Origin of the sequence: Streptomyces ipomoeae 91-03, assembly GCF_000317595.1 — a bacterium.
GTDB lineage: Bacteria > Actinomycetota > Actinomycetes > Streptomycetales > Streptomycetaceae > Streptomyces > Streptomyces ipomoeae.
The window spans coordinates 1-24,840 of the sequence record NZ_AEJC01000029.1; the positions used below are offsets into that span (position 1 = coordinate 1).

General features: G+C 72.4%; 18 protein-coding genes and 1 pseudogene. 14 read left to right on the top strand and 5 right to left on the bottom strand.

Going from position 1 to position 24,840, the window contains the following annotated elements; translation table 11 throughout:
- The 5 genes from STRIP9103_RS51105 to STRIP9103_RS01670 form a co-directional block, all read left to right on the top strand.
- On the top strand, positions 1–654 hold a 654-nt coding region (locus tag STRIP9103_RS51105), incomplete at its 5' end, for a D-sedoheptulose-7-phosphate isomerase (RefSeq protein ID WP_009295166.1).
- Complete coding sequence (rfaE2, locus tag STRIP9103_RS01655; RefSeq protein ID WP_009295177.1) at positions 651–2,087, top strand: D-glycero-beta-D-manno-heptose 1-phosphate adenylyltransferase; 1,437 nt, start codon at positions 651–653, stop codon at positions 2,085–2,087. The genes STRIP9103_RS51105 and rfaE2, both read left to right, overlap by 4 nt.
- Before the next feature lie 349 nt (positions 2,088–2,436).
- The gene (locus STRIP9103_RS01660) at positions 2,437–3,450 is read left to right on the top strand and encodes a glycosyltransferase family 9 protein (RefSeq protein ID WP_048819507.1); all 1,014 of its coding nucleotides are present in this window, start codon (positions 2,437–2,439) and stop codon (positions 3,448–3,450) included.
- Complete coding sequence (locus STRIP9103_RS01665) at positions 3,425–4,372, top strand: glycosyltransferase family 2 protein (RefSeq protein WP_048819508.1); 948 nt, start codon at positions 3,425–3,427, stop codon at positions 4,370–4,372. Before STRIP9103_RS01660 ends, STRIP9103_RS01665 begins: the two co-directional genes overlap by 26 nt.
- A complete protein-coding gene (locus tag STRIP9103_RS01670) occupies positions 4,369–5,292 on the top strand; it encodes a glycosyltransferase (RefSeq protein WP_009295172.1) in 924 nt (307 codons plus the stop codon). The genes STRIP9103_RS01665 and STRIP9103_RS01670 overlap by 4 nt, the downstream gene beginning before the upstream one ends.
- A gap of 89 nt (positions 5,293–5,381) precedes the next feature.
- On the opposite strand, the gene STRIP9103_RS01675 is transcribed toward STRIP9103_RS01670, so the two are convergent.
- Positions 5,382–6,611 (bottom strand): PP2C family protein-serine/threonine phosphatase, encoded by a 1,230-nt coding sequence (locus STRIP9103_RS01675; RefSeq protein WP_009295160.1) that lies wholly within the window; start codon positions 6,609–6,611, stop codon positions 5,382–5,384.
- A gap of 427 nt (positions 6,612–7,038) precedes the next feature.
- Here STRIP9103_RS01675 and STRIP9103_RS01680 point away from each other — a divergent pair, with 427 nt between their 5' ends.
- A complete protein-coding gene (locus STRIP9103_RS01680) occupies positions 7,039–8,604 on the top strand; it encodes an alpha/beta fold hydrolase (protein WP_009295184.1) in 1,566 nt (521 codons plus the stop codon).
- Positions 8,605–8,670: 66 nt separating this feature from the next.
- Here the strand turns inward: STRIP9103_RS01680 and STRIP9103_RS01685 are convergent, their stop codons facing one another.
- Together STRIP9103_RS01685 and STRIP9103_RS01690 are read right to left on the bottom strand one after the other, a co-directional pair.
- A complete protein-coding gene (locus tag STRIP9103_RS01685) occupies positions 8,671–9,447 on the bottom strand; it encodes a carbonic anhydrase (RefSeq protein ID WP_009295148.1) in 777 nt (258 codons plus the stop codon).
- Between the two features lie 141 nt (positions 9,448–9,588).
- Positions 9,589–9,795: a hypothetical protein gene (locus STRIP9103_RS01690; protein WP_009295154.1), complete on the bottom strand. Its 207-nt coding sequence runs from the start codon at positions 9,793–9,795 to the stop codon at positions 9,589–9,591.
- Between the two features lie 301 nt (positions 9,796–10,096).
- Here STRIP9103_RS01690 and STRIP9103_RS01695 point away from each other — a divergent pair, with 301 nt between their 5' ends.
- Positions 10,097–10,993 carry an AraC family transcriptional regulator gene (locus STRIP9103_RS01695; protein ID WP_009295188.1) on the top strand — a complete coding sequence of 299 codons (897 nt, stop codon included), beginning with the start codon at positions 10,097–10,099 and terminating at the stop codon, positions 10,991–10,993.
- Between the two features lie 171 nt (positions 10,994–11,164).
- Positions 11,165–11,338 (top strand): annotated as a pseudogene (locus STRIP9103_RS53350) (DUF1932 domain-containing protein); the annotation flags it as partial.
- On the opposite strand, the gene STRIP9103_RS01700 reads toward STRIP9103_RS53350, so the two are convergent.
- Positions 11,319–12,116, bottom strand: a complete 798-nt coding sequence (locus STRIP9103_RS01700) for a VOC family protein (RefSeq protein WP_009295150.1) — start codon at positions 12,114–12,116, stop codon at positions 11,319–11,321. The pseudogene STRIP9103_RS53350 and the gene STRIP9103_RS01700 sit on opposite strands and share 20 nt — an antisense overlap.
- A 98-nt stretch (positions 12,117–12,214) precedes the next feature.
- Between STRIP9103_RS01700 and STRIP9103_RS01705 the strand changes: the two genes are divergently transcribed.
- Complete coding sequence (locus STRIP9103_RS01705) at positions 12,215–13,120, top strand: class I SAM-dependent methyltransferase (RefSeq protein WP_009295162.1); 906 nt, start codon at positions 12,215–12,217, stop codon at positions 13,118–13,120.
- Positions 13,121–13,147: 27 nt separating this feature from the next.
- A complete protein-coding gene (locus STRIP9103_RS01710) occupies positions 13,148–16,321 on the top strand; it encodes a beta-N-acetylglucosaminidase domain-containing protein (RefSeq protein ID WP_009295178.1) in 3,174 nt (1,057 codons plus the stop codon).
- A gap of 3 nt (positions 16,322–16,324) precedes the next feature.
- Here STRIP9103_RS01710 and STRIP9103_RS01715 read toward each other — a convergent pair whose 3' ends face one another.
- Entirely contained in the window at positions 16,325–17,113 is a 789-nt protein-coding gene (locus tag STRIP9103_RS01715) for a sugar isomerase domain-containing protein (protein ID WP_009295164.1), read from the bottom strand.
- A 183-nt stretch (positions 17,114–17,296) separates the two neighbouring features.
- On the opposite strand from STRIP9103_RS01715, the gene STRIP9103_RS01720 reads away from it, so the two are divergent.
- The 4 genes from STRIP9103_RS01720 to STRIP9103_RS01735 all read left to right on the top strand — a co-directional run bounded on the left by STRIP9103_RS01720 (position 17,297) and on the right by STRIP9103_RS01735 (position 24,838).
- Positions 17,297–18,181 (top strand): MurR/RpiR family transcriptional regulator, encoded by an 885-nt coding sequence (locus STRIP9103_RS01720; RefSeq protein WP_009295183.1) that lies wholly within the window; start codon positions 17,297–17,299, stop codon positions 18,179–18,181.
- A 138-nt stretch (positions 18,182–18,319) separates the two neighbouring features.
- Positions 18,320–22,666: a glycoside hydrolase family 38 N-terminal domain-containing protein gene (locus STRIP9103_RS01725; protein ID WP_048819509.1), complete on the top strand. Its 4,347-nt coding sequence runs from the start codon at positions 18,320–18,322 to the stop codon at positions 22,664–22,666.
- Positions 22,663–23,331, top strand: a complete 669-nt coding sequence (locus STRIP9103_RS01730) for a hypothetical protein (protein ID WP_009295147.1) — start codon at positions 22,663–22,665, stop codon at positions 23,329–23,331. Before STRIP9103_RS01725 ends, STRIP9103_RS01730 begins: the two co-directional genes overlap by 4 nt.
- Before the next feature lie 133 nt (positions 23,332–23,464).
- Positions 23,465–24,838: an extracellular solute-binding protein gene (locus STRIP9103_RS01735; protein WP_009295168.1), complete on the top strand. Its 1,374-nt coding sequence runs from the start codon at positions 23,465–23,467 to the stop codon at positions 24,836–24,838.
- Positions 24,839–24,840: the final 2 nt, after the last annotated feature.

The following is a 24,840-nucleotide window of genomic DNA, read 5'->3' on the forward strand; positions in this document are numbered from 1 at the left end:
ACCACGGCCATCGCCAACGACTACGGCGTCCAGGAGATCTTCGCCCGGCAGGTGGCCGCCCACGGCAGGGCCGGTGACCTGCTGATGCTGCTGTCGACCAGCGGCGCCAGCGCCAACCTGCTCGTCGCCGCGCAGGAGGCCCACCGCGTCGGCATGACCGTACGGGCCCTGACCGGTCCGGCGCCCAACCCCCTGCAGGGAGTCGCCGACGAGGCCCTGTGCGTGGAGGCGGCGTCCGCCGCCACCGTGCAGGAACTGCACCTCGTGGCCGTGCACATGCTCTGCGAGTCCTTCGACCGGGCCCTCGAACGGCGACGGCTGCCCGGGGACGGCCGGTGGGCGGCCATGCTCGGGGAAGGCGACGGATACGGGAAGGGCGGCCGATTCGGGGAGGACGGCGCGTTCGGAGAGGACGGCGGGCTCGGGAAGGACCGCGGACTCGGAGACGACAGCGGACTCGAGAAGAAGGACCGCGGACTCGGAGACAACGACGGACTCGAGAAGAAGGACCGCGGACTCGGAGACAACGACGGACTCGAGAAGAAGGACCGCGGACTCGGAGACGACGACGGACTCGGGAGGAAGGACCGCGGACTCGGAGACGACGACGGACTCGGGAGGAAGGACCGCGAACTCGGGGAGGACGGCCGATGAGTGCCCCGGCCCCGCTGCTCGTCGTCGGTGACGCGCTGCTCGACCACGACCTGTGCGGACGGGCCGAGCGCCTGGCACCCGACGCGCCCGTCCCGGTCGTGAGCGGCACCCGGCGCACCACACGGCCGGGCGGGGCGGCCCTCACCGCCTGCCTCGCCGCGGCCGACGGCAGGCCCGTCACCCTGGTCACCGCGCTCGGCGACGACGAGGCGAGCGACACCCTGCACCGGCTGCTGGCCGACCGGGTGCGCCTCGTACGGCTGCCGCTGACCGGCGCCCTGTCCAGCAAGACCCGGGTCCTGGTGGACGGCAGGCCGTTGCTGCGCATCGACGACGGGGAGGGGCGGGCGGGGGAACGTACGGACGAGGCGTGCCGGGCGGTCGCCGAGGCCGGTGCCCTGCTCGTCTCCGACTACGGGCGCGGCACCGTCGACGCCCTGCGCGACGTCCTTCGGTCGGTGGCCGCGCGGGCGCCCGTCGTCTGGGACCCGCATCCGCGCGGCAGCCCACCGGTGCCGGGGGTCCGGCTGGCCACGCCGTCCGCGACCGAGGCACGCGGCTTCGCCGCCCGCTCGGCCGCCGACGAGGAGGCGCGGGAGGCGGGCGCGCTGCAGCGGGCGGCACGGGACGCCGGCATGCTCGTCCGGGCCTGGCGGGCGGCGTCCGTGGCCGTGACGCTGGGCGGGCGGGGCGCGCTGCTGTCGCACGGGGAGACCCCGCTGCTGGTGCCGTCGCCGGTCACGGCCGAGGGCGACGCCTGCGGTGCCGGGGACCGGTTCGCGGCGACCGCCGCCGGGCTCCTGGCGGACGGGGAGCTCACCGAGACCGCGGTACGGGATGCCGTGCACGCCGCCACCCGGTACGTCGCCGAGGGAGGCGTCCGCTCCCTCGCCGTGGACGAGGCCGCGGCCGTCGGCGGGCGTCCGGCGGAGGCCGAGGAGCCGGTGGACGACGCCCTGCGCACGGCGGCCCGGGTGCGTGCCGCCGGCGGGACCGTCGTCGCCGCCGGTGGCTGCTTCGACCTGCTGCACGCCGGTCATGTCGCCCTGCTGCAGGCCGCGCGGCGTACCGGGGACTGTCTGATCGTGTGCGTGAACTCGGACGCGTCCGTGCGCCGGCGCAAGGGCGGCGGCCGGCCGCTGGTGCCGCTGGCGGACCGGGTCCGGGTGCTGCGGGCGCTGGAGTGCGTCGACGCGGTCGCCGTGTTCGACGAGGACACCCCGGAGCGGCTGCTCGGCGAACTGCGCCCGCACATCTGGGCGAAGGGCGGCGACTACGCCCTGGCCCGGCTGCCGGAGGCGTCGCTCGTGGAGAGCTGGGGCGGACAGGTCGTGCTGTTCCCCTACCTGGACGGCCGCTCGACCACCGGCATCGCCGAGCGCGCGGCGTCGGCCCCACAACCGGTCCGGCCGACGGAACGGAGGCGACGGTGACCGCACGACCGCGTCGGCCCCGGCTGGGCTGGTGGGGCGACCAACGGACAGGAGTCCACGATGACCGCGCACCGCCCCCGGCTACCGGTCCGACCGACTGGAGGGCACCGTGACCCACCACCGCACCGCCCCCGGCTACCGACCCGGCCAACCGACCGGAGGCCGCCGTGACCACACCACCGCACTTCCCCACCGGCTACCGGGTCCCACCGACCGACCGGAGGGCGCCATGACCGCACCACCGCACCGCCCCCGGTCACCGACCCAGCCGACCAACCGACCGGAAGCCACCACGACCACACCACCACCCCCCCCAGCCACCGACCCGGCCAACCGACCGGAGGCCACCGTGACCACACCACCGCACCGCCCCCGCCTGCTGGTTCTGCGTGCGCTGGGGCTGGGTGACCTGCTCGCCGGGGTGCCCGCGCTGCGCGGCATTCGCCGGGCCTTTCCCGGGCACCATCTCGTGCTGGCGCTGCCCTCGACGCTCCGCGAGGCGGCGTCGGCCACCGGAGCCGTGGACGAGATCCTGCCCGCCGAGGCACCGAACCGGGGCGTGCCGTCGCTGGACCGGTGGTCGGGACCGCCGCCGGACATCGCGATCGACCTGCACGGCAACGGGCCGGAGAGCCGCGACGCGCTGGCCGCCCTCTCCCCCGGCCGACTGCTCGCCTACGCGCACCCGGACCCCGCCCCGGCCCGGCCTCCGGTGTGGCGGGCGGACGAGCACGAGCGCGAGCGGTGGTGCGGCTTCCTCGCGGCGTACGGCATCGCCGCGGACCCGGCGGACCTCCGGCTGCCCCCTCCGGACGTACCGTCCCCGGCGCCGGCCGCAGTGGTCGTCCACCCCGGGGCGGAGTCCGCGTCCCGCCGCTGGCCGGCGGAGCGCTTCGCGGATCTCGTACGGCGCCTGCGGACCGCCGGTCACCGTGTCGTCGTCAGCGGCGGCCCGAAGGAGGACGCACTGGTCCTGGCCGTCGCCGCACGGGCGGGCCTGCCGGAGGAGGACGTACTCCGTGGCGGGCTGCCCTTCGGTGAGCTGTCTGCGCTCGTCGCCCGTGCCGCGCTCGTGGTGAGCGGCGACACCGGCCTCGCGCATCTCGCCGTGGCCCACGCCACGCCGTCCGTCACCCTGTTCGGTCCGGTGTCGCCACGCCTGTGGGGGCCGCCCCGGTCCGCGCGCCATATCGCCCTGTGGAAGCCCGGCCCGCCCGGCGACCCGCACGGCGACACCCCGGATCCCCAACTCCTGCGCGTCGACGTCGAGGAGGCCGCGACCGCGGCCCTGGGTCTGCTGCGACCCGCGTCACCGAACGCACCACGGTGGAAGGGAGATGACGCCCGTGTCCCCTCGGCATGACGCCGAGGCCGTGACCGCCGCCGGCACCGTCGCCCCGGACAGCCGGGTCACGGTCGCCGTGATCACCCGTGACCGGTGTGCGGGGCTGCTGCGTACCCTCGACGCCCTCGCCGCGCTCCCCGAACGCCCGCTGGTCATCGTCGTCGACAACAGCTCCGACGACTCGACCCTCCGGGCGCTGCGCGGTCACCCGTCGGCCCCCCGCGTGCTACGGCCCACCCGGAACACCGGGGCCCTGGGCCGCAACATCGCCGTACAGCGGGCCGACACACCGTACGTGGCGTTCAGCGACGACGATTCCTGGTGGTCGCCGGGCGCGCTGCGGCAGGCGGCGGACCTGTTCGACGCCCACCCCCGTCTGGGCCTGGTGGCCGCCCGCATCCTGGTCGGGCCCGACCGCGCCGAGGACCCGATCAACGCCGTGCTCGCCGCCTCCCCTCTGCCGTGCGCGCCCGACCTGCCGGGCCGTCCGGTGCTGGGTTTCCTCGCCTGTGCCTGTGTGGCGCGCCGGGATGCCTTCCTCGGCGCGGGCGGCTACCACCCCCTGCTGTTCTTCGGCGGTGAGGAGACACTGCTCGCCTACGATCTGGTGGCCGACGGCTGGGGCGTCACGTACGAACCCTCGTTGACGGCCCGTCATGATCCCGAGCCCGGCGGTCGCACGGGCCGGAGCCATCTGCTGCTGCGCAACGAGGTGCTGACCCTGTTGCTGCGGCGTCCGCTCCCGGTGGCCCTGCGGGCGGTCACACGCCTCGCCGTCTCCGCGTCCACCGGTGAGCCGGACGCCCGCCGGGCCCTGAGCGAAGTGCTCGTACGACTCCCCGCCGCGCTCGCGCGCCGCAGACCGCTGCCACCGCATGTGGAGAGCGCGGCCCGGCTGCTGGACGACCCCGCCTGCCCGGAGGGGAGCGGTACGCCATGAGCGACCACCCGACGGACGCCGGCGGCCGGGACGGTCGTACGACCGTGGTGGTGATCACCCACAACCGTCGCGCCGAACTGCTGCGCACGCTGCGGCTCCTGCGCGAGTTGCCCGAGCGCCCGCGGGTGATCGTCACCGACAACGCCTCGTCCGACGGCACGGCCGAGGCCGTCCGGCGTGACTTCCCGGAGGTCCTGCTGCTGCGGCCCGGGGCGAACCTGGGCGCGGTGGGACGCAACCTGGCGGTGCGCCAGGTGACCAGCCCCTATGTGGCGTTCTGCGACGACGACACCTGGTGGGAGCCCGGCAGTCTGCGGCGGGCCGCGGACCTGCTCGACCGGCGGCCCCGGCTCGCCTCCGTCACGGCCCGCATCGTCGTGGAGCCGTCCGGCGCCGAGGACCCGATCGTCGTCGAGCTACGGGACTCTCCCCTCGGTGGCCCCGCCTGGCTGCCGGGACCGGCCCTCGGTTCCTTCCTGGCCGCCGCCACCGTCATGCGCACCGACGCCTTCCGGGAGGTCGGCGGCTTCCACCCCGGTCTGTGGCTCGGCGGCGAGGAGGAGTTGCTGGCCACCGATCTGCTGCTGCGGGGCTGGTGGCTGAGTTACGTCGAGGATCTGACGGTCCATCACCGGGCCTCCACGCTGCGGGACAGCACGGCGCGACGGATCCTGGGGCTGCGCAATACGCTCTGGTTCACCTGGCTGCGCCGTCCGCTCCGGCCCGCCCTGCGGCGTACCGCCCGGCTGATGGTCACCGTGCCCCGGGACAGGGCCTCGGTCCGTGCCTTCGCACAGGCCGCCGCGGGACTGCCCTGGGTACTGAGACAACGGGCGCCGGTACCACCGGAGATCGAGCGGCGGCTGGCGGCCCTGGAACGGGCGCGGCCCTCGTCGTCGCCACGCGCGTACATCGGGTGAGTGGCGGCTCGCGCGTACATCTGGTGAGCGGCGGCTCGCGCGTACGTCGCGTGAGCGCCGACCGGGTGGCGTCTCCGGGCCGGGCCCGGTCACAGGCGGATGATGACGAGGGCCGTGTCGTCGGTGGCGCCGTCGGGCGGGAGGAGGTCGTGCAGGAGGGCGTCGGCGAGGGGCTCGGGGGTGGCGTGGCGGTGGCGGTTGAGGGCGTCGGCGAGGCGGGCGAGACCGGTGTCGATGTCCTCGTGGCGGCGTTCGATCAGCCCGTCCGTGTACAGGACCAGGGTGTCGCCCTCGGTGAAGTCGACGGCGGCCTGCGGGCGGGCGACGTGTTCCGGACGGGCCCCGAGCGGCGGATCGGTGGCCCGGTCGAGAAAGACGACCGTGCCGTCGCCGCGCAGCAGTACGGGCGGCAGGTGGCCGGCGCTGCTGTAGGTGATCGTGTGGGTCTCCCAGTCCATGCAGGTCTGGACGACGGTGGTGTTCTCGGCGCCCTCGACGGAGTCGGCGTACAGGCCGAGGGCGTCCAGCGCCCGCGCGGGGCCGGACGCGACGAGGGACGCGGCGCTCAGCGCGCTGCGCAGCTGGCCCATGGCGCAGGCGGCGGCCAGGCCGTGTCCGACGACGTCGCCCACGGCGACGCCGATCCGGTCCTCGCCGGGCAGGTCGATGAGGTCGTACCAGTCGCCGCACACATTGAGCGCGCCGACGGCCGGCCGATAGCGCACCGCGGCACGGTGGTGGCGGACGGGACGGGGCGCGGGCAGCATCGCCTTCTGCAGCGCGAGGGCGACGTCACGTTCCCGGGCGTGCGCCTTGCGCAGCCGCTCGTTGATCTCCTGCAGCTCACGGGCGCGGGTGTAGAGCTCGGCCTCCAGCACCCGGGCTCGATCGCCCTGAGGGTGTGAGGGGGCCCGGATCAGCTCGCTGACCTCCTCCACCCGGTGGATCAGCAGCACCACGCTCCCGTCGGGGCCCAGGAGCGGCGCGTTCACCGGGCTCCAGTACCGCTCCTCCCACTCGCCCGGCCGCTGCGCCGACTCCACGTCGTACCGCTGCAACGCCATCGCGTCCCGCTCACCGCTGTGCGCGACACGCTCGAGGGACGCCGCCAGATTGCGCATACCGGTCGCGCCCGGATCGGCCGGGTTGTCGGGGAACACATCGAAGAGATACCGGCCGACGACCTGCTCACGAGTCCGGCCCGCCAGTCGCAGGAACTCCTCGTTCGCGTCGGCGAACACCAGCTCGGGCGTCAGCAGCGCCACCATGCCCGGCAGTGCCTGGAAGACCGCCGCGTAGTCGATCGCCGTATCCGCCATGGTCCGCCGCCTCAGCGTCCGTCGCCGTCCTGTGATCTCCACCATAGGAGCCTTGGACCGGGGTGGCTCGATCCTCAGGGCGCCCGTTTGACGCGCAGGTCCCGGGCCGTGCCGAGGGGAGCCCGGAGTCGCGGAGTGGCGGGCGACAGGCGGCCCGGCGGACGACAGGCGGCAGGCGGCAGGCGGCAGGCGGCAGGCGGCAGGCGACCGATCTCGGACGAGCCCACCGGCGACCTCGACCCGCAGACCTTCGTCGGCACTCAGGGGTCGGCCTTTCGGCCAGGTGGCACGGCCATGGTCTCCGGTTTTCCGGCCTTTCGGCCGAGGTGCGGTGAGGGTGTGCGGGCTGAGAGTGAGGGGCGTGTTGACCGGTCGACCCGGTCCGGCCCGGACGGTCGGACCGGGTTCTCTCTGGAAGGACCCCCGCATGCGTTCGGCTCACAGGGCGGCGCTCGCCGCGGCCGTACTGCTCGCCGCTGTCTGCGTTCCCGTAGCGGAGGGCGTCCCCGTCGCGCAGGGCGCGCAGGGCGCGCAGGGCGCGCAGGGCGCGGCACGCCCATCGTCGGCGGACCATCCGTCCGCTCTGGACCGTTATTACAACCGACGCCCCGCCTGGCGCCGCTGCCAGAGCCAGGCGCCCGCCGCGTACCAGTGCGCCGACATCACCGTGCCCCTGGACTACGCACGCCCCACCGGTCCAACACTGCGGCTGCGTATCTCCCGCCTCAGGACGAGCGTGCCCGGCAAGCGGCGCGGTGTGCTGCTGTCCAACCCGGGCGGCCCCAGCACGGCGGCGCTGGGCGATCCGCTGCAGCTGAACGACTCCCTGTCGAAGAAGGTGAAGGACCACTACGACCTGATCGGCTTCGACCCGCGCGGCCTGGCCACCAGCAGCCCCCTGCGCTGCGGTCTGAACCAGGACGAGGTGACGCCGTTCCGTCCGTACCGTTCCGCCACCTACGCCGAGGACGTCGCCCGCGCCCGGGACATCGCGACCAAGTGCGCGTCCCGCGACCGCGCACGCCTGCCCTACATCAACACCCGGAACACCGCCCGGGACATGGATGTGATCCGAGGCGTCCTCGGCGAGAAGAAGATCTCCTACGTCGGCTGGTCCTACGGCACCTATCTGGGCGCCGTCTACACCCAGCTCTTCCCCCGGCACACCGACCGCTTCGTGCTCGACAGCGCCGTGGCACCGGGCGCGTTCGGGCGGGGCACGTGGCAGGCCATGGCCTCCGGGTCCGAGCCCGCGTTCCGGGAATGGAGTCGCCTGACGGCCCGCGAGGACCGTACGTACCACCTGGGCGACACGCCCGCGAAGGTCCGTGCCGCCTTCTGGAAGCTCGTCGCCCGCGCAGACCGTACGCCCCTGCGGTACGAGGGTTCCGACGAGGAGCGCCGGGGGCAGGCGCTGACCGGCGCCGACATCCGCGACTGGCTGCGGCCGGAGTTCTTCGACGCGCCCGGCCGAGCCGCACGCGAGGTCGTCGCGCTGCGCAAGGCCCGGGCGACGCGCCCCGATCCCGGGCCGACCGGCCGGGCCGACTCCTTCGAGGACAACGCCACCGCGCTCTACTGGGCGATCATGTGCGGCGACAACTCCGCGTCCTGGCCCCGCGATCCGGCCCGCTACCGGCATGACGCCGTCCGGGACGGCGCCCGCTACCCCGTGTACGGCGACTTCGCCTCCACCATCACCCCTTGCGCGTTCTGGCCCCGCGGCTCCGAGCCCGCCACCCGTGTCGACAACCGGGTCCGGGCCCTCGTCGTGCACAACCAGTGGGACTCCCAGACCCCGCTGTCGAGCGGACGGGCCATGCATCGCGCGCTGCACGGCTCACGTCTGGTGTACGTGGCCGGGGGACGGGGCCACGCCGTCTACGGCTTCCCGGGCGCCCCGAAGTGCGTCACCCGCACCGTGGACGCCTACCTGACCGAAGGCCGTTTCCCGGGCCGCGACATCACCTGCCGTAGCCAGAGGGTGTTTTGAAAATCCCGCACAGCCCCCACGGCGCCCGGTACGCGCCCTCGCCGCACCGGCCCGCGACCGGTGGCATCAGGCCTTGGGCGCCCCGTTGAGCACCTCCACCCGGCCGGTGTCGAGGGAGTAGTAGGCGCTGACGACGGTCAGATCACCCTTCTTCACGAGCGGGGCGAGGGCGGCGTTGGACCGCAGGTCGGCCGCCGTCCGGTTGCTGTGGATGCGGATCATGGCGTCGACGGGGTCGGCGTGCTTGCCCTTGGCGGTCTCCTTGTACGCCGGCCGCAGTGCGTCGGCGATCGGCTGGAGGGTGCCGGGCAGCTTCTTGCCGGTCTTCAGCGCTTCGTGCGCCGCCTTGATGGCGCCGCAGCGCTGGTGCCCGAGGACGACAATCAGGGGGGTCCCGGCCGTCAGGGGGCCGTACTCGATGGAACCGGTGACCACCGGCTGCACGACGTGCCCACCGGTGCGCATCACGAAGAGGTCGCCGAGCCCGGTGTCGAAGACGAGCTCGGGCGGCACCCGGGAGTCGATGCAGGAGACGATCACACCGTACGGCTTCTGCTCCTGGGCGACGGCCTTGCGTCGGGTGGGGTCGATGTCGGGGTGCTGGAGAGTCCCGGCCACCCACCGCTTGTTGCCCTCCATCAGCCTCGCGAAAGCGCTGCGGGCGGAGTCCGGCCGGGGGCCCGCGGAGGGTGAGGGCGAGGTCTTCACCGCTGCGTCGCCCGCCGCCGTCTTGCTCGCGGTGGCGGCGTCGCTCTTCGACGAACAGCCGGTGATCACGGCGGCGGTGGCTATGAGCCCTCCGGTGAGGATCGCTCTGCGTTGCGGTCGCCCGACAGTCGCCATGGCTCTGTTCCCTTCCAGCGGTGTGACGTGGTGATCTCACTGTTGCTGGAGGCGAGTTAGCGCTCGGACAGCGCATTTCAAGCGCAGGTGAAGCGTCCGTCCAAACCACACGGAGTCACGGGAGCGATACAGGGGCGGCGCTCAGCAGGGCTCGCGCCACACACCGAGTTCCGGCCGTTTCACCATCGACGGCAGCTTCAGCCGACGGGAGTCGGCGCAGAGTGGGGAGATGTGGGGCAGGTCGTTCTTCAACTCCACCGAGAGGCCTCGTTCGTGGGCGATGTCCGCGATCACGCGGTGGGACGCGAGCCGGTCGTTCGCGCCGCCCTCGTGCCGGTACTCGCCCACCGGTGAGCCGCGCGTCGACTGCCCGGGGATCGCCGCGTCGACGGCGAGGGCGAGTACGGCGCCGAGAGGCGAGACGTCTCTTCAGTGGTGATCGCATGGCCCGGGAGTCCAGGCACACGCCGATCACGCCGTCTGCCCCTCCGGCCCCCGCCCGGCCGGAAGTGCGCACTCCGCGAAGGCCACATGATGAATCCATGGAGTGCCCGACGAGGCTCACCCGACTCGATCGGGCACAGGATGTCGGGTCCGGGCGGATGCGTGCCGCCTAGCTTGGTGGTCGTCAGAAGGAAGGAGGCCGGGAGTGCTGGACCGGCTCAACCAGGTCATGGAGCACATCGAGGGCCGTCTCGACCAGTCGATCGACGTGGCCGGGTTGGCGCGTGTCGCGGCGACGTCGGAGTACCACCTGCGGCGGATGTTCTCGGCGCTCGCGGGCATGCCGCTGTCGGAGTACATCCGGCGCCGGCGGCTCACCGTCGCGGGCGCCGAGGTGCTCGCGGGGCATGAGTCGCTGCTGGAGATCGCGGTGCGGTACGGCTACGGCTCGGGCGAGGCGTTCGCGCGGGCGTTCCGCGCCGTTCACGGTGTCGGTCCGGGCGAGGCCCGGCGCACCGGTGCCGTACTGGTGTCCCAGCCCCGGCTGTCCTTCCGTCTCACCGTCGAAGGGAGCAGCAGCATGCGCTATCGCGTCGTGGACCGCCCGGACTTCAGCGTCGTCGGGTTCAAGGCCCGGGTGCCACTCGTCCACCTGGGACCCAACCAGGCCATCGTCGACTTGGTGCGCGGCATCGAGCCGCAGACCCTGGAGCAGCTCGAAAAGCTGTCGGACCAGGAGCCGCAGGGCATCGTCGCCGTCTGCGACGACCTGGACCCGAGCCGCGCGGAGGGCACCGAACTCGACTACTACCACGGGGTGATCACCTCTCCTCAGACGGGGACCGGCCCCATGGGCACGACCACCCTGGCCGTCCCGGCGGGCACCTGGGCGGTCTTCACCACCTCCGGCCCGGCGCCCCAGGCCATCCAGATGCTGTGGCGGGACGTTTTCACGGAATGGTTTCCGTCCAACCCGTACCGCAGCCGCCCCGGCCCCGAGATCCTGCGCACCCGGCTGTCACCGGACAAGACCGAGGCCGACGCGGAGCTGTGGCTTCCGGTGGAGCGGGAGGGGAGGGAAGAGAGGGGGGAGACGGAGTAGGCCGAGGGCTGTGCCGGCCCCGCTGTAGCGGCGCCATCGCGGGCGACCTGCGCGGCGTGTTCCACAAGGGCTGGGCGGCGGCCGTCGTCGAGGCCCTGGACGTGGCCCGGGCCGTGGGCTGCGAGGAGTGGCTGCGGCAGATCATCGCCGACGAGCTCACCCGCGCGGGACGCCACGGCCCTGGGCCGGCTGGTCGACGGCAGTCACCGGCACGCCGTACGCCGGGCCGTCGAGACGCAGGCCGCCGCCGACATGCTCGACGATCTCGATGTGCCTCCACTGGTCGCCACGGCCGGCAAGGGTCTGTTGCAGCGGCCGTCCCGGCTCACCTCTGGGCCGAGGTGAGCACCACGAAGTCGGCGTTCGACGGGTCCAGGCACACGGCGAGCCGGCCGACGCCCTCCGCGTCCTGCGGCCCCATCTGCACGGTGCCGCCGTTCGCGGCGACCTTGGCGACCGCGGCGTCGCAGTCGGGGACCTCGAAGACCGGGTGCCAGTAGGGCCGTCCGTTCGCCAGGGCGAGGTTCTCCTTCGGGAGTTCCATGAGGCCGCCCTGCATCCGCTCCTCGGGCTGGTCGGCGGGGGTGATGAGCGTGTACACACCTCCGCCGCCCGGCATCTCCATCTCGCTGAACTGCCAGCGGAAGATCCCGCCGTAGAACTCCTTCGCGGCTGCGGCATCGCTGGTGTAGAGCTCGGTCCAGGTCAGCGAGCCCGGCTTGTCCGTCAGCTCGAAGCCGGTGTTCTTCCCCGGCTGCCAGACGGCGAACTGGCCGCCCAGCGGGTCGTTGTACTGGGCCATCCGGCCCCAGTCGTCGAGGTCCCTCGGCTCGACCCGGACGGTGCCGCCCGCGCCGCGCACGGCCTCGGTGGTGGCGTCCGCGTCGGTGACGGCGAAGTAGATCATCCAGGCCGACCGCGCGCCCTTCTCCGTCAGCTTGCCGAGCCCGGCGACGGTCTTGCCGTCCTTCTTGAACATCCCGCCTTCCATGTCCTCCCCCTCACCCATGGACTCGTACTCCCAGCCGAGCACTTCGCCGTAGAAGGCCGCGGCAGCCCGCACATCGGGGGCACCGAGGTCGACCCAGCAGGGGGAACCGGGGGTGTTGTCCGTGGTGATCATGGTGATTGCCTTTCGTCGATCCCGTATGAACCCAGCGTGACATTCAGCACTGACACTCGCCCGTCGACCAGCCTCGACGAGGGCGGCACCATGGAGGAATGACGGAACCGACGAACGCCCCGGGCAGCCTCGTGACCTCGCGGAACGCACACCAGGCCGCCGCCTGGAACGGCTACGAGGGTCGGCACTGGGCCGACCGCCAGGACCGTTACGACGCCATCAACGACGGCGCCAACTCCCCGCTCCTCGACGCGGCGGCCATCGCGCCGACCGACCGCGTCCTCGACATCGGCTGCGGCAACGGCCGCGTCACCCGCCTCGCCGCGGGCCTCGCCGCGTCCGCCGTCGGTATCGACCTGTCCGCACCCATGCTGGAACGCGCCCGGGCGAGCGCCGCCGCCGAATCCCTCGACAACGTGGACTTCGTCCAGGCCGACGCACAGGTGTATCCCTTCGAGGCGGGCGCCTTCGACGTGGCCGTCAGCCGCTTCGGTGTCATGTTCTTCGCCGACCCCGTGGAGGGCTTCCGCAACATCGGACGCGCGCTGCGCCCAGGCGGGCGGCTGGCCTTCGTCTGTCCGCAGCCGTTCGACCGCATGGACCAGTCCACGATCTTCGCGGCGATCGGGAAGCATGTGCGCCTGCCGGATCTGTCCCAGGCCACCGGCCCGAGCCCGCTGGCCTTCGCCGACCCCGACCACACCCGCCGGGTGCTCACCGCCGCCGGCTTCGACGACATCACCGTCGAGGGCATCGACCGGCCCCAGTACTGGGGAAAGGACGCCGAGGACGCCGCCGACTTCCTCTTCGGTTTCGGCCCGCTCCGCCACTGGCTGAGCGAGGCCCACGCCGACTCCGCCACGGAGGAGCGTGCGCACCGGGCGGCGACGGACGCCTTCCGCACGTACCGGACCGACAGCGGCGTACGGCTGTTGGGCCGCTACTGGCTCGTCTCAGGCAGGAGCACACCCCGCCCCACTGGCATCACCGGCACCATTGAATGATTGATTCGGCATCTCTAGCATGCCTCGATGGATTCATTCATCCACGCCCTGGGCGGACGCGTCCTGGGCAGACGCCTGACCTTGCCCTTGCTGCTGGCCCTCGGCCTCTCCCTCACCTCACCCCACCCCACGTCGGCCTCATCCACAGCGACCCCCAGCCCGACAACGTTGCCGAAGATCTGGCCCACGCCTCAGGACGTCGACGCGGGCCGGGGCTCCGTCGCCGTGCCGAAGCGAGTGGTCGAGGTCGTCGGGGCGGACTCGGACCCCTCCGCCCGCCGGGTCGTCGAGGCGGTACTGCGGGAGGCCGGGGCCGAGCGCATCGTCCCCGTTCCCGCCGGGCAACGGCCGCCCTCCGCCGGGCTCACCGTCTACCTGGGCGGCCCGACGGAGAACCCGGCCACCGCCCGCGCCCTGAAACGCCTCGGCGCCCCCTCCCCCACCGGCCTCCCCTCCGGCGGCTACGTCCTCGCCTCCGGGCGCACGACCGGCGGCCCCCTCCTCGCCCTCTCCGGCTCCGATCCGACCGGCACCTTCTACGCCGCCCAGAGCCTCCGGCAACTGGTCACCAAGGGCCGCCTGCCGGACGTCACCGTCCGCGACTGGCCCACCGCCCAACTGCGCGGTGTCGTCGAAGGGTTCTACGGCACCCCCTGGACGCACACCGAGCGGCTGAGCCAACTCGACTTCTACGGGCGTACGAAGCAGAACGTGTACGTCTACTCCCCCAAGGACGACCCCTACTTGCGGGAACGCTGGCGGGACGAGTACCCGGCCGCCGAACTGAAGCAGCTCACGGAACTGGTCGACCGGGCCGACGCCAACCACGTCCGGTTCACCTACGCCCTCTCCCCCGGCCTGTCGGTCTGCTACTCCTCCGCCGACGACATCGCCGCCCTCGTCCACAAGTTCGCCTCGCTGTACGACATCGGCGTACGGTCCTTCGCGATCCCGCTGGACGACATCAGCTACACCAAGTGGAACTGCGCGGCCGACGAGGAGAAGTTCGGCAGCGGAGGCGGGGCGGCCGGGACCGCTCAGGCCCATCTGATCAACGAGGCGTGGCAGGACTTCTCCGCCGGCCTCCCCCACTCTCGACTTCGCTCGAGCGGGGGGACCCCCATCGGGCTCCAGCCCCTCGAAATGGTGCCGACCGAGTACTCCGACCTGGCCGACACCCCGTACAAGACGGCCCTGCGGGAGAAGCTGGACCCGGATGTGGTCGTGGAGTGGACCGGCGTCGGCGTGATCGCCCCCACCATCACCACCGAGCAGGTGAAGCAGGCCCGCGAGGTGTACGGCCATCCGATCCTGATCTGGGACAACTACCCGGTCAACGACTACGTCACCAGCCGTCTGCTGCTCGGCCCCTACACGGGCCGGGACGCGGGCGTGGCGAGCGCCGCCACCGGGGTGACCGCCAATCCCATGGTCCAGGGCCAGGCGAGCCGACTCGCGCTGTTCACCTCCGCCGCCCACCTCTGGAACCCGTACGCCTACGACCCCCGCGCCGCGTTCCTCGCCTCGGTCCGCGACCTCGCCGGCCCGCGTGCGGCGAAATGGGTGCGGATCTTCGCCGAGAACAACTACTCCTCCCAGCTCGACCCGACCGAGTCACCCACGCTCGCCCCTCTCATCGCCGACTTCCGCGAGGCGTACGAGCAGGACAGCGGTCTCGACCGGGCCGCCGCCGCGCTCAAGGCGTACTTCTCCGACATGGCCGCCACACCCGAGCAGTTGCGCGCGCACCTCGCCAACCCCGGTTTCCTCGCGGAGACTTCGGCCTGGCTCGACAAGCTGGGCGCGTACGGTGACGCCGGACTGACCGCCGTGGAGCTGCTGTTGGCCAACAAGCGGGGCGACGACGAGGCCGTGTCGCGGTACTACGCGCGGCTGCGGAGTGAGCGGAAGGCACTGGACGCCATACCTCAGCAGGTCTCGCCGGGGGTCATGGAGCAGTTCCTCTACACGACCATGCTGGAGAACGCCCCCGATCCGGGCGTCGACGCCTCCTTCAGCCCCGGCTCGCTCTCCTTGCGGCCGGGCGAGGCGAGGACCGTGACGCTCACCCTGTCCGGCAAGCGGTCCGCCTCCGCCCGGTCGGTCTCGTGGAAGCTGACCGTGCCCGATGGTGTCACCGCCGCCCCGGACAGCGGCACCGTCTCCGTACCGGCCGGGGGCAGCGCCACAGCGACCGTCACCTTCACGGCCGGTGAGAACGCCTCGCAAGGGGTCCGTTCCGTGGTGGTGTCGGGTGGCGACGGCGTCCTCACCCGGGCCGTCCCCGTCCAGGTCACCGAGGGTACGGGCACGTTTCGGGCGCTGACCGCCAACTTCAGTGGGGCGTCGGTCAGTTCGGTCGATCTGCCGTCCGGGAGGAGCACCGGGATCAAGGTGGGTGCCAACCCCGGTGAGGTGGTGGTGAGCGCGGACGGGCGTACCGCCTATGCCGCCAACCAGGGGGCGGACTCGGTGAGCGTGATCGATGTGGCGAGCGGCAGAGTCACGGCGAGCGTCGCCGTGGGCCGGGTCCCCGCCGGGCTCGCCCTCACGCCGGACGGCTCCACGCTCTGGGTCGCCAACTACACCGACGGCACCGTGCAGCCCATCGACACCGGGACGCTCACGGCGGGGGCGACGGTCGCGGTCGGCGACGGGCCCGAGAACATGGCGATCACGCCCGACGGCAGGACCCTGTACGTGGCCAACATCCACGACAACACGGTCAGTCCGGTCGACCTCACGGACCATGCGGCCGGTCCCGCGATCCCGGTCGGGCCGCGTCCGTTCAACGTGGTGGCCGCGCCCGACGGCAAGCGGGTCTATGTGTCCAACTCCGGTGGTTCGACGGTCACTCCGATCGACACCGCCACCAACGACACGGAGCCCACGCTGCTCGTCACCGGTCAGGCCTACGGGCTCGCCCTCTCGCCGGACGGCCGGACGCTGTGGGTCAGCCCCAGCACCGGTTCGACGGTCACGCCCGTCGACACGGCTACGGGCGCGCCGGGTACTCCGGTGACGGTCGGGAGGTCGGCGTTCGATGTGGCGCCGGACTGGAACGGCGCCACCGTGTACGTCACCACGGCCGACGGCAACACGTTGGTCCCCGTCGACACGGCGAGCGACACCACCGGTACACCGCTGCCGACCGGCGCCTATCCGCTGGCCGTCGCGCTCACGCCGGTACCGGTGCCGTAGGGCTCAACCGGCGGTGCGCCGGATGCGTCCGGCGTACCGCCGCTCCAGTTCCAGGTTGCTCTCGAAGCCGCCGGGCACGTTGGCGGAGACATAGACCGGGGGGCGGTCGCCGGAGGCGAGGAGTCGGCCGGTGGCCTCGGCGACCGCCATCTGGACCAGCAGGACACCGGTGAGCGTGGACAGGGCGCAGACCGCGCCGCCGCCGGGGAGTTCGAGGAGGGCGTCACCGCGTGGAGCCGCGTTGTCGAGGACGACGTCGGCGAGGTCGGCGAGCTTCTTGCCGCTGGGGTGACCGGCCGGGACGGCCCGGGTGTGGGAGAGGGAGGTGATCGCCAGCAGACGGTGGCCGTGTTCCTTGACGTGGAGGGCCATCTCCACGATCACGTTGTTGACACCGGAGTTGGAGATGACGACGAAGAGGTCCTGGGGGCGGGGCGCGGCGAGGTCGTAGAGGCGGGCCGCGATGCCGGGCTTGCGTTCGAGGAGCGGGTCGTCGAGGGCGCTCGGGTGGTCGCCGCCGTAGAGGACCAGGTCGGCGATGCTGAGGCGGTTGGTGGGGACCAGTCCGCCCGCGCGGCCGGCGAGTTCGAGGACGAGTGCCTGGGAGTGACCGGTGCCGAAGGCCTGGACGACGCCGTCGGCGCGCACGCAGTCGGCGATGAGTTCGGCGGCGCGGGTCACGTCCGTGCGGGCCGACTCGGTGAGGTGACGGAGGGCGGTCAGGCCCTCGCGCGCGAAGCGTTCGGCGTTCACCGGCTCGGTCACGGACTCGTTGGCGGACTCGTCGGACACCTGACACTCCCCACTGGTGGATTGAACCACCTCATGCATCATCATTCGTGAATCAATAAATCACACGCCGTGCGCCACGGGCAATGTGTCGACGGGTGGCAGGGAGGTTGTGAATCGCCGAGCGCCCGCTCCCGGTCCTGGTATTCACCTGGAGGTCGGATCGGTGGCTGATACCTTCTCTTCATGCCCTCCACCGACGTCACCACCCTGATTCGCACCGAGTTGCCGCGGCTGGCCGGCTCGTTGCGGAAGGTGGGCGAGCTGATCCTCGAGGATCCGGCCGCCGTCACCCACTGCTCGGCCGCCGAACTGGGCCGCCGCACGGGTACGTCCCAGGCGACCGTGACCCGTTTCTGCCGTGCCATCGGCCTGGACTCGTACCAGCATCTGCTGATCGAACTGGCCCAGGAGCGCGGCCGTGGCGAGGCCTCCGACTGGGGCACCGCCGAGATCGGCCCGGACATCTCCCCCGACGACAGCCTGGAACGGGTCGTGCAGGTCGTCGGCACGGCGGATCTGCGGGCGGTGCAGCAGACCATCGACCGGATCGACCTGGACGCGATCGAGCGGGCCGCCCAGGCCGTGGCCCGTGCCCGGCGCGTGGACGTCTACGGTGTCGGCGGCAGTGGCGCGGTCGCCTGGGAGACCGAGACACGGCTGTTCCGCATCGGCTGTTCGGTGCGCGGCTGGACCGAGGTGCACGCGGCGACCACCTCCGCCGCCCTGCTCACCCCGGCGGACGTCGCCATCGGCATCTCCCACTCCGGCTCGACGCGCGAGGTCATCGAGCCCTTCGAACTGGCCAAGGAGCGCGGCGCCACCACCATCGCCCTGACCTCCGACCCGCGCTCACGGCTCGCCCGGTCCGCCGACATCCGGCTCGTCTCCTCCTCCGCGGAGACCAGCTTCCGCCCCGAGGGCATCGGAGCGCGCCACTCGGTGCTGACGCTCGTCGACTGCCTGTACGTCCGGGTCGCCCAGCTCACCTACCAGCGGGCCAGCGCCTCGCTGGCACTGACCGACCACATCGCCAAACAGCACGCGCAGAAGTCGCGGCGCGGTCGCTGAGCGCGCCCGAGGGGGACGGTCGAGCCTCCCGGGAGACGTATCGGCGCATGAATGAATCACCCGAGATGACAACTCATGGTTGATTGAATCATTCCGCGATGCCAGGATGGGGCTCCGCCGAGCACTCGTAGGAGCCCCATGCGCGTCATCTCTGCCGAGTCGACCGAGCTCTTCACCGGTAGCGCCGAGCATCCGCACCAGGTCCTGGCCGTCGAGCTCGAACATCTCCCCGGCCGTCCGGTCGTGCTGACCGTGAAGGGCCAGGGCGTCCGCGGCGTCGGGGAGACCGTCGCGACCGTGGGTGACGACGGCACCGTACGCGCCGAGATGTCCGTGACCGCCGAAGGGCTCGCGCCCGGCGAGCGCCGTGCCGTCACGATCACCGCCGAGGACGCGGGCGCGGGCCGACTCGTGCACCACGCCGCCGAGTTCATCGCCGCCGAGCCCGGCTGGACCATGTTCATGGTCAGCCACTTCCACTACGACCCGGTCTGGTGGAACACCCAGGCCGCCTACACCGAGACCTGGGACGTCGCCGACGACCCGGCCACCAGCGGGCTGCCCGCCCGTACCTTCGACTCGCGCGGCCAGTCCGGGATGAGCCTGGTGCGGGCCCACTGCGATCTGGCCCGGCGCGACCCGGCGTACACCTTCGTGCTCGCGGAGGTCGACTACCTCAAGCCCTACTGGGACGCCTTCCCGGAGGAGCGGGCCTTCCTGCGGCAGCTGATCCGCACCGGCCGCGTCGAGATCATGGGCGGCACCTACAACGAGCCCAACACCAACCTCACCGGCGCCGAGGCCACCATCCGCAACGCCCTGTACGGCGACGGCTTCCAGCGCCGCATCATGGGCGCGGCGCCCGAGACCGCCTGGCAGTTGGACGCGTTCGGGCACGATCCGCAGTTCCCGGGGCTGATGGCGGACGCGGGCATCTCGTCCAGTTCATGGGCGCGCGGGCCGTTCCACCAGTGGGGTCCGACGCTGTCGGTGTTCGGCGAGGAGCCGCGCGATCCGAACCGGATGCAGTTCCCGGCCGAGTTCGACTGGATCGCCCCGTCCGGGCGCGGGCTGCTGACGGCGTACATGGTGAACCACTACGGCGCCGGCTGGGCGATCGACAACGCGCCGACCCTGCCCGAGGCGGAGGCCGCCGCGCTCAAGCTGTTCAAGGGGCTGAAGCAGGTCGCGCTCACCCGGAACGTGCTGCTGCCGGTCGGCGGGGACTACGCGCCGCCGTGCCGCTGGGTGATGGCCATCCACCGCGACTGGAACGAGCGGTATGTGTGGCCGCGGTTCATCAGCGCCCTGCCGAAGGACTTCTTCGCCGCCGTCCGCGCCGAGCTGGCGGCCGAGGGCCGCAAGGCGTCGCCGCAGACCCGGGACATGAACCCGGTCTACACCGGCAAGGACGTCTCCTACATCGACACCAAGCAGGCCCAGCGCCACGGCGAGACCCTGCTCGCCGACGCCGAGGCCTGGGCGACCCTCGCCTCCCTCACCACCGGGCACCCCTATCCGGACGCCGCTCTCGACAAGGCCTGGCGGCAGCTGATCTACGGCGCCCACCACGACGCCATCACCGGCTCGGAGTCGGACCAGGTCTACATCGATCTGCTCACCGGCTGGCGGGAGTTGTACGACCTCGCCGAGACCGTGCACGCCGACGCCACCGACGCGCTGGCCCGCCGGGTCGCCCCGCTGCCCGGCGGCGCCCCGGACCTGGTCGTCTTCAACTCCGCGACCTGGCAGCGCCGGGACGTGCTGACGGTCGCCGATCCGGGGCTCGTCCCGCTGGACCTCACCGGGCTGCCGCTGCCCGCCGTGCGCGAGGACGGCGAGCTGAAGGTCGTGGTCCCGGACGTGCCCGGCATGGGTCTGAAGGCCCTCTCCCTCGCCGAGGGTTCGGTGCCCGCATGGACGCCCGGCGAGGGCACCACGATCCGCAACGAGTTCTACGAGGTCACGGTCGACCCCGCGCGCGGCGGCGGCGTCAGCGGTCTGCGCGCGCTCACCGAGGGCGGCCGGGAGCTGCTGCGCGCCGGGGACATCGGCAACGAGCTGATCGTACAGGAGGAGTACCCACGCCACCCCCGCTTCGGCGAGGGCCCCTGGCATCTCACCCCGACCGGCACCACCGCCGCCCGCAGCCGGGACGTGACGGCTGACATCGATGTCGCACACTCACCCGCAGGGTCGAGGATCACCGTCCGCGCCGACCTCGGCCTCTTCCACTACACCCAGCGGCTGACGCTGTGGGCGGGCGTCGACCGGCTCGACGTGTCGACCACGATCGACGGCTACGACGGCGCCGACCGGCTGATCCGGGTGCGCTGGCCCTCGGACGTGCGGGGCGGACTGCCGGTGCACGAGGTGGCCGACGCGGTGATCGGGCGCGGCTTCGGTTTCGTGGAGGTGGACAGCGAGCGGTTCCCATGGACGCTCGACAACCCGGCCAACACCTGGTTCGGGCTGGGCTCCACGGCCCGCGTCGCCGTCCACGACGACACCGGACGGCTCCTCGGCCACCGGTCGATCGGCGTGGCCGAGCTGATCCACGCCGACTGGGATGCCGCCGGCGAACTGGGCACCCCGCTGGCCGCCGCCCTCGTCCGGGCCGGTGTCACGGCCACATCGACGATCGCCGGCGGCCCCCGCTACGGCGACCTGGAGGTCGACTCCAACCTGCCCGACATCCGGATCGCCGTCGGCGGCCCCGACCGCAACCCGCTGGTCGCCGAAGCCCTCGGCTGGGACCCGGCGGCGGCCCGTGAACTGCGCCGACAGCTCGCCGAGGACGGCATCGCGGCGGTCTGGGTCGCGCCGCGCGCGAGCCTGCGCGAGGAGTGGGTGCCCGGCGCCGACCTGCGTGACCTCGAACGGCTGCCGCTGCTGGTGGTGGCGGGCGCCCAGCCCGAGGACGACGCCAAGGCGGTGGACGCCCTGATCGCCGACCTCGACGACGCGACCGTACGGGCCACGGCGGCGGGCGGCGGCGAGGCCCTGCCGCCCGGCGACGCCTGGGACGGGCGCGGCTTCGCCCTCCTCAACCGGGGCACGCCCGGCTGTGTGGTCACCTCCTCCGGCGACCTCTACATGTCCCTGATGCGCTCCTGCACCGGCTGGCCCTCCGGCATCTGGGTCGACCCGCCCCGCCGCACCGCCCCCGACGGCTCGGGCTTCCAGCTCCAGCGCTGGTCGCACACCTTCGAGTACGCCGTCGTCGCGGGCGAGGGCGACTGGCGCGAGCTGCGGCTGCCGCAGAGGGGCCATGCCTTCAACCATCCGCTCACCGCCCGGCTGCGCCCCACCGCCGAGGAGGCCGCCGCGCTGCCGCGCACGGCGACCCTGCTGGCGCTGGAGCCCGAGGGGCGGGTCCTCCTCGACGCCCTCAAGCCGGCCGGTTCGCCGCTCGCCGGGGGCGGCTCCACTCCCGTGGACCCGGCCGAGGGGGTCGTCGTGCGGCTGCACGAGGTGGACGGGCGGCCGGTGCGGGCGCGTGTCACCGGCCCGCCGGCCTGGGCGGACGCGACGCGGGCGGACGTACTGGAGAACCCCGGGGAGGCGCTGAGCCCCGACGGCGGAGTGGACATCGGCCTGACCGGCTTCGAGGTCGCCACCGTCCTGGCCACCCCACAGGACGCACGCCCGACTGTGAGCCCACCGGACGCACGCCCCGCTGTGAGCCCGCAGGACGCACACCCCGTTGCGGACCCGCAGGACACACAACCGACCCCCGGCCCGGGAATCGCCGCCCACGAACCCGCCCAGCCGGTCCACACCCGCTACTGGCTGCACAACTCCGGACCCGCCCCGCGCGGCAACATGCCGGTGGCCGTGTACGTCTCGCCGTCCGCGCTCACCGTCTCCGGGCCCGTGACCGCGACCGTCCGGGTCTCCTCGGAGCTGACCGACGCGCCCGTCTCCGGCACGGTCCGGCTGGACGTGCCGCCCGGCTGGTCCACCGAGCCCGCCGCACTGCCGTACGCGCTCGGCCCCGGCGGCTTCACCCTCACCGACATCACGGTGACGCCCCCGCCGGACGCCGCGCCCGGACGGCACCGGCTCGCCGCGCGGCTGACGTACGGCGGGCAGACGTACGAGGACGTCGTGGCGCTGGATGTGCCGGGGACCGTGCCGGAGGGCGAGCCGGACGGGCGCACCGGCCCGACGCTGGTGACCGAGCTGGGCGTCGAACGGGTCACCGTGCGCCGGGGTGAGCGGGTGAGCGTCCCGGTGACCCTGCGGAACACCACCCGGGGGCCCGTCAATGGCACCCTGTGGGCCGTGTCCTCCTGGGGCACCTGGGCCGGGGTGGCGCCGGGCTGCCAGGGGTTCACCGTGGCGGCCGGGGAGTCGCTGGAGTGCGCGGTGGAGGTGGACGGCTCCGCCGTACCGCCGGGGTCGTACTGGCTGATGGCGAAGGTGGGCTGGCACGGCTGTGTCGCCTATACCGAGGCGGTCGTGCTGGAGGTGACGCCTTGAGCGAGCACACCGGCGTGGTGGAGGACGAGATCGGCTCGGGGGAGCGGATCGCCGCCGTGGTGGCCGGTGAAGCCGTATCGAAGGAACGCGTCGACGCCGTGCTGGACGCCGTACCGGCGCGGGACCGACAGACGCGCCCGGAGGCGTTCGCGCGGGCCGAGCGGCAGCGCAGGCGGTGGGCGACGCAGGTCGTGGTCGCCGACGAGCTGGCCCGGCGGGCCTGTGCGGCGCGGGGACTGGCGCCGCCGGAGGAGGTGGCCCCGGCGCGGGCGCTCGCCGTGGCGGGGGCCGATGTCGCCGACCTCGGCAGCATCGTCGCGGTGGCCCTCGCGCACTCCCCGGCCGCGCGCACCCTGCTGGCGGCGCTGGAGGCCGAGCAGCAGGTGCCGGAGGACGCCGTACGGGACTACTACGAGCGCAACCGGGACCGCTACCTCACCCGGGACGCGCTACGACGTGGTGTCGACCCCTACGGCGGGGCGGCGCCGGACGACTTCGTGCCGTACGAGCGGGTGCGGGACGACGTGGCGCGGGAGCTGCGGCGGGCGGCGGGCCGACGCGCCTTCTTCGACTGGCTGGACCGGGCCCGGGCCGACGTCGTGTACGCCCATGGGCACGAGCACCCCGGTGATCCGACGCATCCGGACCATGAGCACCGGCACTGAGCCGCATGCCGAATACGGAACCCAAACGCAACACGAACACCCATTGACCTCCGATGAATTCTGGTCCACCTTTTCATCAATCGGAGTCCAAGTTGGTGATTTGATCCAACCACTGGTCGCAGGAGGACACCCCATGCGTGTGAGAAGACTGTCCGGCTCCCTGGCCTGTCTCGTCGTTCTGTCACTGACGGCCGCCGGCTGCGGCCTGTCCGGCGGCGGATCCGACGACGGCTCCGCCACGGCGGGAGGCTGCGAGGTCGACAAGGGCAATGTCGGGTCCGGGAAGCTCACCGGCGAGGTGAAGGGCTCCATCACCTTCCAGACGACCAACTTGAAGAAGGACTTCGGCGACTACTTCAACGGCGTCATCAAGGCCTTCGAGAAGGCCCACCCCGACACGGAGGTCAAGTGGGTCGACGACCCGGGCGACGCCACCTTCACCCAGCGGCTGGTCGCCGACGCACAGGCCTGCACGCTGCCCGACGTGGTGAACATCAACGTCAACACGGCGGTCGCGCTGACCAAGAACGGCTATCTGCTGAACCTGGACGAGAAGGCCCCGGACGCCGGGAAGCCGTTCACCGAGTCGATGTGGAAGTCGAGCACCTATGCCCAGGGCGACGGCACCAAGGTGCACAGTGTGCTGCCGTGGTACTCCGGCGGCATCGTGCAGACCTTCAACACCGAGCTGATGAAGAAGGCGGGCCTCGATCCGGCCAAACCTCCGACGACCATCCTCGGCCTGTTCGACGACGCGGAGAAGATAGCGAAGGTCTCGGACGGCAAGTACTACGCCTTCCTCGCCAATCCGCAGCTGCGCATCCCCGCCGACTGGCAGCAGATGGGCATCAAGGTCCTCTCCGACGACGGCAAGAAGTTCACCTTCGCCGAGGACCCGAAGACCGCGCAGTGGGTCGAGGGGATGACCAAGCTGTACAAGGCCGGCGCGATGCCCCGCGACTCGCTCTCCTCCAACCAGGACGCGTCCACGGTGTACGGGCAGGGCAAGCTGGTCTACGGCTCGACCAACCCGAACTTCCTCCGCTTCATCGAGCAGAACAACCCGAGCGTCTACAAGCAGACCGGTGTCGCCCGCTACCCGCTGGACGCCCTCGGGCACACCGTGGGCGCCCCGCAGTACATCGGTGTCGCCTCCACGAGCAAGAACGCCGCCACGGCGCTGTCCTTCGCGCAGTTCCTGACCAACGCGGAGAACCAGCTGGAGTGGGCGAAGGACCCGAACGTGGTCATCTTCCCGTCGACCACGGCCTCGCTCGACGACCCGTTCTTCCAGTCGGTCAAGGGCGACGACCCGTTCGCCGAGGCCCGCAAGATCGTCGCCAGTGACCGCAAGACGGCGACCGCCGACGAGATCGCCCTCACGCCGGGCGAGCTGAACGCCGTCACGGCCCAGGTGCAGCTCGCCATGCAGGGCAAGAAGAGCGCCCAGGACGCCCTCGACGAGGCCCAGAAGAAGATGAACGCGCTGATCGAGCAGGGCAGCTGAGC

Coding starts and splice junctions, on each gene's coding strand:
- rfaE2 (WP_009295177.1), top strand. CDS start 651: ATGAGTGCCCCGGCCCCGCTGCTCGTCGTCGGTGACGCGCTGCTCGAC.
- STRIP9103_RS01665 (WP_048819508.1), top strand. CDS start 3,425: ATGACGCCCGTGTCCCCTCGGCATGACGCCGAGGCCGTGACCGCCGCC.
- STRIP9103_RS01670 (WP_009295172.1), top strand. CDS start 4,369: ATGAGCGACCACCCGACGGACGCCGGCGGCCGGGACGGTCGTACGACC.
- STRIP9103_RS01675 (WP_009295160.1), bottom strand. CDS start 6,611: ATGGCGGATACGGCGATCGACTACGCGGCGGTCTTCCAGGCACTGCCG.
- STRIP9103_RS01680 (WP_009295184.1), top strand. CDS start 7,039: ATGCGTTCGGCTCACAGGGCGGCGCTCGCCGCGGCCGTACTGCTCGCC.
- STRIP9103_RS01685 (WP_009295148.1), bottom strand. CDS start 9,447: ATGGCGACTGTCGGGCGACCGCAACGCAGAGCGATCCTCACCGGAGGG.
- STRIP9103_RS01700 (WP_009295150.1), bottom strand. CDS start 12,116: ATGATCACCACGGACAACACCCCCGGTTCCCCCTGCTGGGTCGACCTC.
- STRIP9103_RS01705 (WP_009295162.1), top strand. CDS start 12,215: ATGACGGAACCGACGAACGCCCCGGGCAGCCTCGTGACCTCGCGGAAC.
- STRIP9103_RS01710 (WP_009295178.1), top strand. CDS start 13,148: ATGGATTCATTCATCCACGCCCTGGGCGGACGCGTCCTGGGCAGACGC.
- STRIP9103_RS01720 (WP_009295183.1), top strand. CDS start 17,297: ATGCCCTCCACCGACGTCACCACCCTGATTCGCACCGAGTTGCCGCGG.
- STRIP9103_RS01725 (WP_048819509.1), top strand. CDS start 18,320: ATGCGCGTCATCTCTGCCGAGTCGACCGAGCTCTTCACCGGTAGCGCC.
- STRIP9103_RS01735 (WP_009295168.1), top strand. CDS start 23,465: ATGCGTGTGAGAAGACTGTCCGGCTCCCTGGCCTGTCTCGTCGTTCTG.